This window comes from Acinetobacter sp. SwsAc2 (assembly GCF_013391465.1).
Lineage (GTDB): Bacteria > Pseudomonadota > Gammaproteobacteria > Pseudomonadales > Moraxellaceae > Acinetobacter > Acinetobacter johnsonii.
In genome coordinates, this window is record NZ_JACBEZ010000018.1 from 25359 (window position 1) to 38943 (window position 13585).

Consider the following 13585-nt stretch of genomic DNA (forward strand, 5'->3'; position numbering starts at 1 on the left):
TTTGTAATATTTTATATTTCAAAAAATTACAGTTGATTAACCTTTTATGAACATAATTTGGTTTAGACAAGATCTTCGCATACACGACCATGCCGCACTTTGGCATGCAAGCCAACATGGACCTATGCTGGCTTTAGTGATCCTATCCCCACAACAGTGGCTATTACATCATGATGCAGCTGTAAAAATTGATTTATATGTCAGACAATTGCACGATTTAAAACAGAGCCTTGCTCAGCTGAATATTCCTTTGCTCATTCTAAATATTCCGCTGTGGCAAGATATTCCACGTCGGCTTTCATCTTTGTGTCATACACTGCAAGTACAACAGATTTTTGCAAATATCGAAATGGGCGTGAATGAGCTTAAGCGCGATGCCGAAGTTCAACAATGCTTAAATCAGCAACACATTGAATTTACGCTCTTCCAGGATCGAACCCTCTTTCCCTTAAACAGTATTCGTAACCAATCTGATAAGCCCTATCAAGTCTTTGGTGCTTTTAAAAAAACCTGTTATGAACGCTTAAATATTGGCTTACCGCAGTGCTATCCTCTCCCTTCTGCACAGCAACCTATACAGCTTCCTGCCGATTTAAATACAACCATTCCACACATTGAATCACTGATTGATGTGAATACGAATGAATTAAATCAAATTAAAGCCTATTGGCCTGAAACGGAAATATATGCACTTTCAGTGCTCGATGATTTTATTGATCACAAAGTTAGTGACTATCAAAAAGAGAGAGACTTTCCATTTTTAAATAGCACCAGCCAACTTTCAACCTATTTAAATCTCGGGATCGTGTCGATTCGCCAGTGTCTCAATGCCCTGTTTCGTGCTCAACACGGTCAATTTATGATTGATAACACAGGCCAGCAGACTTGGTTAGATGAATTACTTTGGCGAGAGTTTTATCAGCATATTTTATTTGATTTTCCACATGTCTCTAAACACCTGCCCTTTAAAGCCAGCACGCAGCGTATTGTATGGCGAGATTCGCCTGAAGATTTAAACGCATGGCAAAAAGGTCGTACTGGTATTCCAATTGTAGATGCAGGTATGCGGCAACTCCTTGCGACTGGTTGGATGCACAATCGTGTCCGTATGATTGTTGCAATGTTCTTAACTAAAAACTTGTTGATTGATTGGCGTTTGGGCGAGCAATGGTTTATGCAACATTTGGCTGATGGTGACTTAGCTGCCAATAATGGCGGATGGCAGTGGTGTGCCTCCACGGGCACCGATGCTGTGCCTTACTTCCGAGTCTTTAACCCTGTGAGCCAATCTCAGAAATTTGATAGCAATGGTGACTATATTCGACAGTGGCTGCCAGAGCTTGCACATTTAGATGCCAAAAACATTCATGAGCCTTATGCGAAGCAGCCGAATATGGATTTGGACTACCCCAAACCAATCGTCGATTTAAAATCGAGTCGTATTCGTGCCATTGAAGCATTTAAAGGGCTTTAAACAGTTAAAGTTTGAGCTAAGTTCCGCTTAGCCAAACGCTCATAGCACTTTTGGAAAAATGGCGTCTGGTACAGTGGTTGCGTTTCTAAAAAGTGCTTTAACACTTGCTGGCGCTTCTGCACATAAAGTGCGGGCTCAACCCAAGCATATTCTTGCTGAATTTGGCGTTCATATTCAGCATAACGCATAGGATCACTGGCTAAAATAGCCAGATCAATATCCAATAGATAAGCCAAATCAGTATCAGCTGTCGGTGCATGTGATTTGGTTGCCAAAATCCATGCATAGATCTTTGCAATTTGCTCAGCTCCAAGCACATTTTTAAGCATCTGTTGCATATAGTCGGCGCTTTGCTGCTCATTGTCATGTGCTTGCGGGTGATAAATGACATCATGAAACCAAATGGCCAACTCAACAGACAAAGTATCATCTAAGTAGGTTTTGATCTGATGAAAATGCTCTAAACATTCAACAATATGTTGAATACTATGATAATGCCGCTGTACTTCACTATAGGCGTCATACAGCGAGGCATGGAACTTTTGAGTGGTATCATCGTCCAAACTCAATTGCTTTGCGGTGAGCGCCCAATAGTCCTGAAACTGTTTTGTATATTGCACCATTGGAATGCCCTTTCGTTATGCTGCCTGCTCATCTCGTTTAAAGACCAACTCACCTTTTAATGAGCTGTCGGCATCAAAGTAATAACCATCTGTTTGGAATGATTTTAACCCCGCAATTTGATCAATTTGGTTTTCAATCATATAACGCGCCATTAAACCGCGTGCTTTTTTGGCATAGAAACTAATGACTTTATATTTGCCATTTTTCTGATCTAAAAACACAGGTTTAATAATTTCTGCTTGGATTTTGCTTTCTTTCACAGATTTATAGTATTCATCCGAAGCAATATTCAGCAAAATTTTAGAACCTGCCTGCTCTAAATCTTGGTTAATTAAATCGGTAATGTGATTGCCCCAAAACTCATACAGATTATGCCCGCGTGGGTTAGCTAGCTTGGTTCCCATCTCTAAACGATATGGCATCATCAAGTCCAATGGACGTAGCAAACCATATAAACCAGAGAGCATTCTTAAATGTTGCTGTGCATATTCAATGTTCGACTCTGACAAATGATAAGCATCTAAACCGGTATAGACATCGCCTTTAAAAGCAAACATGGCTTGTCGCGCATTGGCAAAGCTGAATTCTGGCTGCCAATCACGAAAACGATCGACGTTTAAAGTGGCAATTTTTTCACTGACGCTCATTAAGCTTGCAATTTCACTTGCTGACAGTTTGCGACTAACTTCGATCAATTCTTGGGAATGTTGCAGCAATCTGGGTTGTGTATACGCATCGGTAGGTAAAGCAGTTTGGTAATCTAAAGTTTTGGCAGGAGAAACAAGGGCAAGCATAGATAACCTGATTAAAAAACAATTAAACAGACTATATCAGTAGACTTATTTTATTGCCAATCTGTGTTTTTAATAAGCATAAACGGTTAAACTAGCCCATTCTCCTGTTATATGTATCGATTCTCTATGTCTGAGCAGATGTTCATTCAAGGTCCAGTTGGACAAATTGAAGTTTTTGTAGATTATCCACAGGGTGAAGTGAAAGGATTCGCGGTAGTTACTCACCCCCATCCACTCCAAGGTGGTACACCTCAACACAAGGTTCCAGCATTGCTTGCGCAAATGTTCTTAGAACGCGGTTGTATTGTGTACCGTCCGAGTTTCCGTGGCTCAGGTCAAAGTGTTGGTCTACACGACGAAGGTCATGGCGAAACTGATGATGTTCTTGAAGTGATTAAGTATGCTCGTGCAGCACATACAACTTTACCCTTCTATGCAGGTGGCTTTAGTTTCGGTGCGCATGTCATGGCGAAATGCTATGACGCTTTACAAGAAGAAATTCGACCAAAACAAACCATTTTATGTGGTCTACCAACGGCAACGGTCGCTGGTGTACGCCACTATGTAACACCACAGCTTAAAGGTGACATCTTATTCATTCATGGCGAAGCCGATGAAGTAACCTTACTGTCTGACATGATTACGTGGGCTAAACCGCAGCGCCATTTAGTGACTGTATTACCTGGTGCAAACCATTTCTTTACCGGTTACTTAAAACAGTTACGTATTGCGATTACACGTTTCTTGTGGATTTAACGCATCACTCAGTTCAGGAAAGAAATGGCTCTCTAACATTAGTCCCTTTCTTTCTTGAACTTTTTATTTTTAATCTAGATGTATCTCTTTTTCTACTCCAACGCTTAATACACCATTTCAAGCAGCTTCATTAGCCATCCGTTATATCTCTTCTGTTCCCAAAGTAATTTCAAGCTTCCTTTTGAGCGCTAAACTCAATCAGCACGACCTCCATCAAATGCCTGTTTTAAAAATAAGTGAGGGTTGAACCCTTCTAATGGTACTTTATGCAACAATCTACGATTGAACTTGATATATTCTGCACATCATTATTCAAATAATAAATTATACAATCAACACTTTAGCTCGTGAGAGCTATTCATTTAAATAATTCTTAAAATATTCAGGGATTTTATGAAAACAATTCTCGGGGCAGTTTTAGTCACTATAGCCACCACATCAGCCTTTGCTCAGGACATTATAGGAACTTGGCGTTATATCGATGATAAAACTGGAGAACCCAAAGGTCTGGTGAAAATTGAAAAGCAAGCCAATGGGACTTATGCTGGAACTGCACTAAAAGCAACACCTCGTCCAGGTTATACAGCAAAAGAGTTCTGTACCAACTGCCCTGCACCCTACACCGATAAGCCTATTATTGGTATGCAAGTGATTACCGGTTTGAAAACTGAAAATAATATTAATTATACCCATGGCAAAATCATTGATCCCGTTTCAGGCAAGCTGTATAGTCTAAAAGGTAAAATTAGCCCAAATGGGAAAAAGCTATTCTTAAGAGGGTATTTAGGTGTTTCTGCTGTGGGACGTAGCCAAACTTGGTTACGTGTGGAATAAGGCTTCTAGCAAATACAGTTATAAGCACATTTCCCCCATCAAAATATTAAACGTGTTCTGTCCTAAAAAATGCTGAATTAGAAAAAACCAATTCAGCTTTTTTTATCTATTCAGTTAGCCTTTCCACTCAAACTCAGTAAAATTTTTATCTGTTTTTAGCGTATTTTCAACCGCTTGTGCCAATTGATTTAACAAGCTTCGTTCAGCAATTCGGTCTAACCAGTCTTGCTCCTCATCTGGATAAGAGGCAATTTCGCACACCAGATTTCCTTCGCTGTCATGACCTTGGCACGTAATAGACAGTGGCAAAGTATGATTATCGACACTCACAGCCACCTGATCACCACTTTGTGGCAAAGTTTCAAAACCAAATTGACCTAACTTTTGAACCAGTAAGTCTTGTACTTGCTTCTGTACCACACCGCTTTCATTTACATCCTGCTGCTGTCCATGCTGTGCCGTAAATTGTAATTTTCTCATTGATCATCCCAAAGGCTTTTTTGTTATATGGGTTTAGCATAATGGCTTAACACAAAACAGCCAAGCAAAAGCTTGGCTGTTCTCACACAAAATATCTAAGCTTTATTCTTATTCAGTGACTTGGATCGCTAAACCAGCTTGATTGCTTAATTGCGTAAAGGTCGGGAAACTGGTTGCAACCGTTTCAGTACCAATGATTTTAATTTCACCAGAGGTGCGTAAGCCGGCCATTGAAAAACTCATTGCAATACGGTGATCATGATGTGATTCAATTTCGCCACCAGTGAAAATCGCGCCCCACTCGCCCGAATGACCTTTACCTTCGATGATGATGCCATCGTCAGTCGGCGTACAATCGATACCCATGGTTTTTAAACCATCCGCCATCACTTGAATACGGTCTGATTCTTTCACACGCAGCTCAGCAGCACCCGTTAATACGGTTTGTCCTTCAGCACATGCCGCAGCAATAAACAATGCAGGGAATTCATCAATCGCCAATGGCACTTGATCTTCAGGCATATGAATACCTTTGAGTGTACGTGTGCCTTGAATACGAATGTCTGCAATCGGCTCTCCGCCTGCAATACGTTCATTTTCAACCGTAATGTCCGCACCCATTTGCTTCAAAATCTCGATCACACCTGTACGCGTTGGGTTAATGCCCACGGCTTCTAAAGTGACGTCTGAACCTTCAGTAATAGCAGCACCCACCATAAAGAAAGCAGCCGATGAAATATCTGATGGCACTTGAATCTCTGTACCAACTAACTTACCGCCACCTTGCAGTGAGATTCGATTACCTTCTGTTTTCACATCATAACCAAATGCACGTAGCATACGTTCAGTATGGTCACGTGTAGGTTCAGGTTCTGTGACCGATGTTTCACCTGCTGCCCACAAACCTGCCAATAAAATCCCAGATTTCACCTGCGCAGATGCCATTGGCAAATCATAGTGAATGCCTTGTAAAGCTTGATTCCCGGTGATCGAAACAGGAGGTGTACCACGCTCGCCTGTGGTTTGAATTTGTGCACCCATTTCACGTAACGGTTTAGCAATACGTTCCATTGGACGTTTCGACAGTGATGCATCGCCCGTCATGACAGAGTCAAATTTTTGCGCAGAAAGCATGCCTGAAAGCAAACGCATCGAAGTCCCTGAGTTACCCATGTAAAGCGCACTTGCGGGCGCTTTAAGGCCATTTACGCCGACACCATGAATCGTCACTTCACCATTTTTAGGACCTTCAATGCTCACGCCCATATCACGGAAGGCTTGTAAGGTCGCTAGCGCATCTTCTCCTTCCAAGAAACCTGTCACATGCGTCGTTCCTTCGGCAATTGCACCAAACATGATTGAACGGTGTGACACAGATTTATCACCTGGCACGCTAAACTTACCTTGGAAACTCTTTTTACCCGGTAATATGGTGAATTGCTGTGTCGTCACTTTATTGTTCTCCATGAAAGGTTTTTGAGCGAGCATATGGTTAAAATGCTGGCGTGCTGCTTGCGCATGTCCAAGCAAGCCCATTAAAGCATGTGAATCTTCATCTTCAATGAGTTTACGAATCGTAGCCAGTTGGTTTTCAAAACCATCTACGGCATTTAAAATGGCTTTTTTATTGGCAAAAAAGATGTCATGCCACATTTGTGGGTCACTTGCCGCAATTCGAGAAAAATCGCGGAAGCCCCCCGCAGCATAGCGGAAAATGTCTAAATTATCTTCACGGTTTGCCAGTTGTTCAACTAAGTTAAAAGCCATCAAATGCGGAAGATGACTGGTATGTGCCAAGACTTCATCATGCTTGGCCACATCCATACAAATCACTTCTGCTTTCGCAGCTTGCCATAGTTGAATCAGTTTCTCTACAGCCCAATCAGCACTGGTCGGTAACGGTGTCAAAATCACTTTATGATTTGCAAATAAATCGACCTTACCCGCATGTACACCCGTGTGTTCTGCCCCAGCAATTGGATGCCCCGGTACAAAGCCAGCAGGCAATGCTTCGCCATACACGGCTTTGGCCGCATCGACCACATTACCTTTGGTGCTGCCCACATCGGTAATAATCGTATGTTCTTGCAAATATGGTTTGATGGTTTCCAAGACTTTTTGCGTTGCACGAACAGGTAAAGCTAAAACCACCAAGTCCGCACCTTGAACCGCCTGTACAGGATCGCTATACCCCTGTTGGATTAAGCCCAAAGCTTTGGCATCCTGTAAGGTTTTTTCCGAACGTGTAGAGGCTACAATATTTTGGGTTAAACCCTCAGCAATCATCACCCGTGCAAGACTTGAACCAATCAGTCCAAGACCAATAAATGCAACTTTTTCAAATAGTGGCACAGACATAATTTAAGCGTTCGCCTCTAAACCTAGTACGTTGGCCAAAGCCGTTAAAAATTTCGTATTTTCAGCTTCAGTTCCAATCGATACTCGTAAATGATTGGCGATGCCCACAGGACGAACAATCACCCCTTCTTTTAATAAAGCATTAAAAGTTTGTGCAGGATCGGCTTGTATATCGACCAAAATAAAGTTGGCACGAGAAGGCTCATAGTTTAGGCCTAGCGCTTTAAACCCTGTTTCAAGTTGCACCATGCCCGCTTTATTGACCACACGTGATTTCTCAATGAAATCTTCATCTTTTAGTGCAGCAACCGCTGCCACCATGGCTAAATGGTTGACGTTAAACGGCTGACGAATACGGTTTAAGAAGTCTGTCACTTCTGCCGATGCCAAAGCAAAGCCAACACGTAATGCCGCTAAACCAAAGCACTTCGACATGGTACGGCTAACAATCAGGTTTGAATACTGTGCTAAAAACTTTAAGCTGTTAAAGTTTTCTGGGAAATATTCCACATAAGCTTCATCTAAAACCACGATCACATGGCTCGGTACTTTTTGCATGAAGCGCTCAAATTCGGCCTCTTCAAACCAAGTTCCTGTCGGATTATTGGGATTTGCAATAAACACCAATTTGGTATTGTCTTTAATTGCGGCCGCCATCGCGTCAAGGTCATGCGAAAAACCTTGAGCAGGTACCTCAATCGCTTCAGCATTGATGGCTTGCGTGACCAAAGCATAAACTGCAAATGCGTGTTGGCTATACACTACTGAGTCTTTTTCTGAAACAAAAGCACGAGCAAAAATTTCTAGCAGATCGTTTGAACCATTGCCTAAAGTAATACAATCATGTGCTACACCAAACTGCGCATGAATTTGATCCTTTAAAATAAAACCACCACCGTCTGGATATCGTCCAATTTCCGCCAATTCAGCAGCAACTGCTTCTTTTACTTTGTCCGAACAACCCAAAGGGTTTTCATTTGAAGCAAGCTTAACAATATCGGTCATTCCCAATTCACGCTCTAATTCGCTGATTGGCTTACCTGGTTGATATGGTTTTAACTTCGCAATACCTTCATTGGCTGGAGCAAACGACATGTGACCTTTCCATTCTTACAAGTGGTGTACATGGTTGAGTTTGGAACAAACCCAACCACCTTAGAGATTACAATACTGCAATCGGGTATGAACCCAATACTCGAACTTCTTTCACCAGTGGACGAATCTCTTCAATCGCCGCTTTAACATTGTCTTGTTCCACATGCCCTTCTAAGTCGATGAAGAAGACATAAGCCCATTTTTCAGGCAATGCAGGACGCGTTTCGATGCTGGTCAAACTAATGTTGTGCTTTGCAAATGGTGCAAGGATTTCCAATAATGCACCTGCACGATCATGTGCAGAAATCAGTAATGACGTTTTATCATTACCACTTTGCGGGATTCTTTCACGACCAATCACCAAGAAACGTGTAGTGTTCTCAGGATTATCTTCAATATTGCTGTGTAAAATTTCTAAATCATAAATACTTGCTGCAACATCAGATGCAATAGCAGCCGAATGCCATTCAGTACGAATACGACGTGCCGCTTCAGCATTCGAGCTTAAAGCAACACGTTCCACACCTGGATAGTATGCGTCCAACCATGCACGGCACTGCGCCAAAGTTTGCTGATGTGCATAAATTTGTTTAATGCTGTCTTTACGCGTGTTTTCAGACACAAGAAACTGGTGATGAATACGCAATTCAACTTCACCAATCACATTTAAGTGTGAGGCTTTAAAACAATCCAAAGTATGATTGACCACACCTTCTGATGAGTTTTCTACTGGCACCAAACCATAGTGTGCACTGCCTGCTTCCACTTCACGGAACACTTCGTCAATGGTCGGTAAAGGACGAACCACAGCATCATGTCCAAAGTGCTTCAACACCGCAGAGTGTGTATACGTACCGACAGGGCCTAGAAATGCAATACTTTGCGGTGCTTCTAGAGCCAAACATGCAGACATGATTTCACGGAACAAACGTGCCATAGTCACATCAGATAAAGGGCCTTCATTACGCTCCATAACATTCCGTAAAACTTGCGCTTCACGTTCTGGACGGTAAAACATTGGATTCTCTTCAGAAGCAAATTTTGCTTTTGCAACAGCTTCCGCCAGTTTCGCACGACGGTTAATAAGTTGTTGAATCTGTTGATCAACAGAGTCGATATCCTGACGGATTTGGTTGAGGTCAAGAGAAGTCGTTGTGTTTTGATCGTCTTGGATCATTGTTATGTCGCCCTTCATATACATTGTGCAAACAGTATAACAATAGTTAGCTTTGAAATCTTGCGCAATAAGACTTTGCATGTTTCAGCGCTAAAAACATACAGTTGATTTAATCATCAAGTTTATCAATAAACTGCCCCAATAATAGACATCAATAAAACCACTGAGTCCTGCCTATTTTCTTCTTACTTTTATGCATAGAATATCGCCCAATCCAAATACCACGAAGATGTTTTGCAAGTCTGAGCTCTTCCCTTTTAAAGCCCTGTCTAGCTTTTGAAAAATTTTGCTACACCTTCACAAAAATCACCATTCATCCGTATTTCAGTGCGTTAGAATATCTTTTAAAATATGCTTTACTTAAGTTGACGTATTCATAACAAAGAGAGTATGCAGCAGCAGCGATTGCTCTATAGTCTCAATAAAACAAAACAATAATGAACTGTAGGTACTGTCATGCACAAAAAAATTGCAGTCTTGGTCACCTATGACTTTGAGGATGCCGAATATGCTGAACCGGTAGAAGCATTTCGAGCAGCTCGGCATAGTATTATTAACCTTGAAAGTCAGGCTGGCAAAATCATTTATGGCAAAAAGCGTAAAGCTTTTGTCACCATCGACCAAAGTATCGATGATGCCTCCGTGCATGACTTCGATGCCTTACTCATTCCAGGTGGGTTTTCGCCAGACAACCTGTGCCAAGATGAACGCTATGTCTTATTTGTCAGGCACTTTGCAAACACGCAAAAACCTATTTTATGCAGTGCAGACGCTCCGCAAATTTTAATGCATGCTGGGGTTGTGAAAGGTAGACGCATGACGTGTATCCATCACCTTCATCAAGACTTAAAAGATGCAGGTGCGGTGTTGTATGACACAGGTGTTGTGAATGACAATAATTTATACATTTCATCGCAAACCCGATATGACCTACCCGCCTTTATACAAGAAAGTTTATTGGTACTGAACCGATAAAAAAGAGCCTATTTGAGGCTCTTTTACGCATGTTTATATCAACACAGGCTTAGCGCCCAAGTAGACTACGTGCGACAATTTCTTTCATAATTTCATTGGTTCCGCCGTAGATGCGTTGAATACGCGCATCGACAAAGAAACGTGAAATTGGATATTCGCTCATATAGCCATAGCCACCAAAGAGCTGCAATAAATTATCCGCCACCTTCATTTGCATATCCGTTGAAAAGCTTTTCAGCGCTGCTGCTGTTTCGACATCTAGCTTGCCTTGCATATAGAGCTCAACGTTTTGATTATAAAAAGCAGCTGTGGCTTGTTCATCAATCTTGGCCTGAGCCAAAACAAAACGTGTATTTTGGAACTGCGAAATATGTTGACCAAAAGCTTGGCGCTCTTTGACGTATTGGATGGTGATATCAATCGAACCGCGAATTGCACCTATAGCCGTGGCTGCAATTGCCGTACGCTCACGTGGTAGCTCTTGCATCAGATAGGCAAAACCTTGACCTGCTTGTCCCAACAATTGATCTTTCGGGACTTTTACATTGTCATAAAACAACTCAGAAGTGTCTTGTGAATGTAGCCCAATTTTGTCGAGGTTGGTGCCTTTTTTAAACCCATCCAAGTGGGTATCGACCAACATCAGTGAAACACCCTTTGCGCGGGCTTGCGGATCAGTTTTTACCGCCAATACCACAAGGTCGGCATGCTGCCCATTTGAAATAAAGGTTTTAGAGCCATTTAAAATATAATGATCACCTTGCAAAATGGCATTACTTCGCATGGCTTGTAAGTCTGAACCCGCACCCGGTTCCGTCATTCCAATCGCACCGACCACTTCACCTGACACCATTTTAGGTAACCAGTACTGCTTCTGTACTTCCGTTCCAATGTGCAAAATATAAGGCGCAGCAATTTCGGAGTGACAAGAAATACCTGTCGATAAAGCACTAAAACCCGCACGTGCCGACTCTTCCACCAACATCAGTGAATAATGCGTTGGAACACCATAACCGCCATATTCCTCTGGAACATCGACACATAAGAAACCATTTTCACCCAAAGCATTCCAGACTGAGCGCGGCATTAAGCCTTCTCGTTCCCACTGTTCATAGTGTGGCGCAATGTGTTCATTCATAAAACGGCGAAAGTTATCGCGAAATAGTTCTAAGTCTGCATCGTAATTCAACATGCTTCTTCCTTGTAGTGACGTTGTTTTATTATTCAGCCCACATGCTAGCCATTTTTAACGCAACTGTCATGAACGCATCAGGCCATTTTATATTCCAATAAAAAAGGAAGCCCTTGGGCTTCCTGTTTAAGATGAACTGAAATTATGCGTGAGCATTTTCTTCAACAGCCATCAAGCGGTCTACTTCTTCTGGATTTGCAAGTGCGAAGTTTAATTTTTCTTGGTCTAACTGACCCACCCATTTCGCAACAACAATCGTTGCCAATGAGTTACCCACCAAGTTGGTTAAGGCACGTGCTTCAGACATGAAGCGGTCAATACCTAAGATGAGCGCAAGACCCGCTACTGGAATGTGACCAACGGCTGACAAAGTCGCTGCCATCACAATAAAGCCAGAACCTGTTACACCCGCAGCACCTTTCGATGAAATCAATAACACACCCAATAAAGTCACTTGGTGCATAAGATCGAGCTGAGTATTGGTCGCTTGTGCAATGAAGATCGCAGCCATTGTCAGGTAGATTGAGGTACCGTCTAAGTTAAATGAATAACCCGTTGGAATAACTAAACCAACCACTGACTTTTCACAACCTGCAATTTCAAGCTTTTTCAGCATACGCGGTAAAACCGACTCTGAAGATGACGTACCCAGTACAATCAACAACTCTTCGCGAATCATACGAATCATTTTCAAAATGCTGAAGCCACAAAGACGTGAAATTGTGCCTAAAACCAAGAAAATGAAAAGTAAACAGGTAATGTAGAAACAGATAATCAGCTGAGCAAGCTGCGCCAAGCTACCAATCCCATATTTACCGATGGTATATGCCATTGCGCCAAAAGCACCAATTGGAGCAAGTTTCATGATCATGTTTACAATGTTAAAGAACACATGAGAAATTTGATCGATGAACTTCAGTACAGGTTTACCTGCATCACCCAACTTGTGTAATGCAAAACCAAACATCAAGGCAAAGAGCAGCACTTGCAGGATTTCACCTTCAGCAAATGCACCAACCACAGTGTTTGGAATAATATGCATAAAGAAGTCGACAGTCGATTGCTGCTGACCCGACTCAACAAACTTCGAGATACCAGAAGTATCTAGTGTTGAAGGGTCAACGTTCATGCCCACACCTGGCTTCCAGATGTTAATGACCAGTAAACCGATCAATAGTGCAATAGTCGATACAATTTCAAAGTAAAGTAGCGCAACACCGCCTGTTTTACCCACAGACTTCATACTTTCCATACCCGCGATACCACTCACGACGGTACAGAAAATTACTGGCGCAATAATCATCTTGATCAGCTTAATAAAGCCTTGACCTAGAGGATAAAAAAGCTCGCCCCAGCCAGGTACATATTTTTCAACGCCATTGATAACTTGCGTACCACTAGGGAAAAAATGTCCTACTAAGATACCCGCAATAATCGCGACAATAACTTGAAAATATAGTGACTTATAGATTGGTTTCTTAGTCATAACGAATACTTCTGTAAATCAAAAGACTGAAAAAATCGGTATACCTATACTTCCTCATAGGTAGTGGGCTTTCTGATAAACACAAAAAAGCCCACAGTTTGGACCGCATCCAAACACCGGGTAAAAAAATCATGGTGTACAAACAACAACACTGTGACAAAAATCACAGTTCATTCATATTTACTGCAATGGGAGAGACTAAAAACTAGCGAGTCACAATTATTGGGTAAATTTTACCTAACATTCTTTAATCAAAGTAAACTGATTTCAATCATAATGTATAAAATCTAAACAATATGACTCATACTTTAGTCTAATGGTGGAAAATTTATTTAAAATT

Annotated in this window: 12 protein-coding genes; 4 read left to right on the plus strand and 8 right to left on the minus strand. The window is 41.8% G+C overall.

The features are described 5' to 3' along the window. Positions 1–46 precede the first annotated feature (46 nt). Complete coding sequence (locus tag HYI04_RS09525; RefSeq protein ID WP_159152875.1) at positions 47–1474, plus strand: deoxyribodipyrimidine photo-lyase; 1428 nt, start codon at positions 47–49, stop codon at positions 1472–1474. Here HYI04_RS09525 and HYI04_RS09530 read toward each other — a convergent pair. Together HYI04_RS09530 and yaaA are read right to left on the minus strand one after the other, a co-directional pair. Beyond that, positions 1471–2097 carry a metal-dependent hydrolase gene (locus HYI04_RS09530; protein ID WP_159152874.1) on the minus strand — a complete coding sequence of 209 codons (627 nt, stop codon included), beginning with the start codon at positions 2095–2097 and terminating at the stop codon, positions 1471–1473. The genes HYI04_RS09525 and HYI04_RS09530 overlap by 4 nt on opposite strands. A gap of 15 nt (positions 2098–2112) precedes the next feature. After that, a complete protein-coding gene (gene yaaA / locus HYI04_RS09535) occupies positions 2113–2892 on the minus strand; it encodes a peroxide stress protein YaaA (RefSeq protein ID WP_159152873.1) in 780 nt (259 codons plus the stop codon). A gap of 126 nt (positions 2893–3018) precedes the next feature. Between yaaA and HYI04_RS09540 the strand changes: the two genes are divergently transcribed. Further along, positions 3019–3648, plus strand: a complete 630-nt coding sequence (locus tag HYI04_RS09540; protein ID WP_125273532.1) for an alpha/beta hydrolase — start codon at positions 3019–3021, stop codon at positions 3646–3648. A 393-nt stretch (positions 3649–4041) separates the two neighbouring features. Continuing rightward, positions 4042–4482, plus strand: a complete 441-nt coding sequence (locus HYI04_RS09545) for a DUF2147 domain-containing protein (protein WP_159152872.1) — start codon at positions 4042–4044, stop codon at positions 4480–4482. Between the two features lie 114 nt (positions 4483–4596). On the opposite strand, the gene HYI04_RS09550 is transcribed toward HYI04_RS09545, so the two are convergent. The 4 genes from HYI04_RS09550 to pheA form a co-directional block, all read right to left on the minus strand. Continuing rightward, positions 4597–4962, minus strand: a complete 366-nt coding sequence (locus HYI04_RS09550) for a hypothetical protein (RefSeq protein ID WP_159152871.1) — start codon at positions 4960–4962, stop codon at positions 4597–4599. 108 nt (positions 4963–5070) lie between these two features. Next, positions 5071–7320: a bifunctional prephenate dehydrogenase/3-phosphoshikimate 1-carboxyvinyltransferase gene (locus HYI04_RS09555; RefSeq protein WP_114837589.1), complete on the minus strand. Its 2250-nt coding sequence runs from the start codon at positions 7318–7320 to the stop codon at positions 5071–5073. A gap of 3 nt (positions 7321–7323) precedes the next feature. Beyond that, positions 7324–8415, minus strand: a complete 1092-nt coding sequence (gene hisC / locus HYI04_RS09560) for a histidinol-phosphate transaminase (RefSeq protein ID WP_159152870.1) — start codon at positions 8413–8415, stop codon at positions 7324–7326. 67 nt (positions 8416–8482) lie between these two features. After that, positions 8483–9592 carry a prephenate dehydratase gene (pheA, locus tag HYI04_RS09565; protein WP_159152869.1) on the minus strand — a complete coding sequence of 370 codons (1110 nt, stop codon included), beginning with the start codon at positions 9590–9592 and terminating at the stop codon, positions 8483–8485. Between the two features lie 456 nt (positions 9593–10048). Here pheA and HYI04_RS09570 point away from each other — a divergent pair, with 456 nt between their 5' ends. Further along, a complete protein-coding gene (locus tag HYI04_RS09570; RefSeq protein WP_159152868.1) occupies positions 10049–10567 on the plus strand; it encodes a DJ-1/PfpI family protein in 519 nt (172 codons plus the stop codon). Between the two features lie 49 nt (positions 10568–10616). On the opposite strand, the gene HYI04_RS09575 is transcribed toward HYI04_RS09570, so the two are convergent. Next, positions 10617–11759 (minus strand): acyl-CoA dehydrogenase family protein, encoded by a 1143-nt coding sequence (locus tag HYI04_RS09575; RefSeq protein WP_159152867.1) that lies wholly within the window; start codon positions 11757–11759, stop codon positions 10617–10619. 142 nt (positions 11760–11901) lie between these two features. Further along, on the minus strand, positions 11902–13245 hold the full coding sequence (locus HYI04_RS09580; RefSeq protein ID WP_004696118.1) for a dicarboxylate/amino acid:cation symporter: 1344 nt from the start codon (positions 13243–13245) through the stop codon (positions 11902–11904). Positions 13246–13585: the final 340 nt, after the last annotated feature.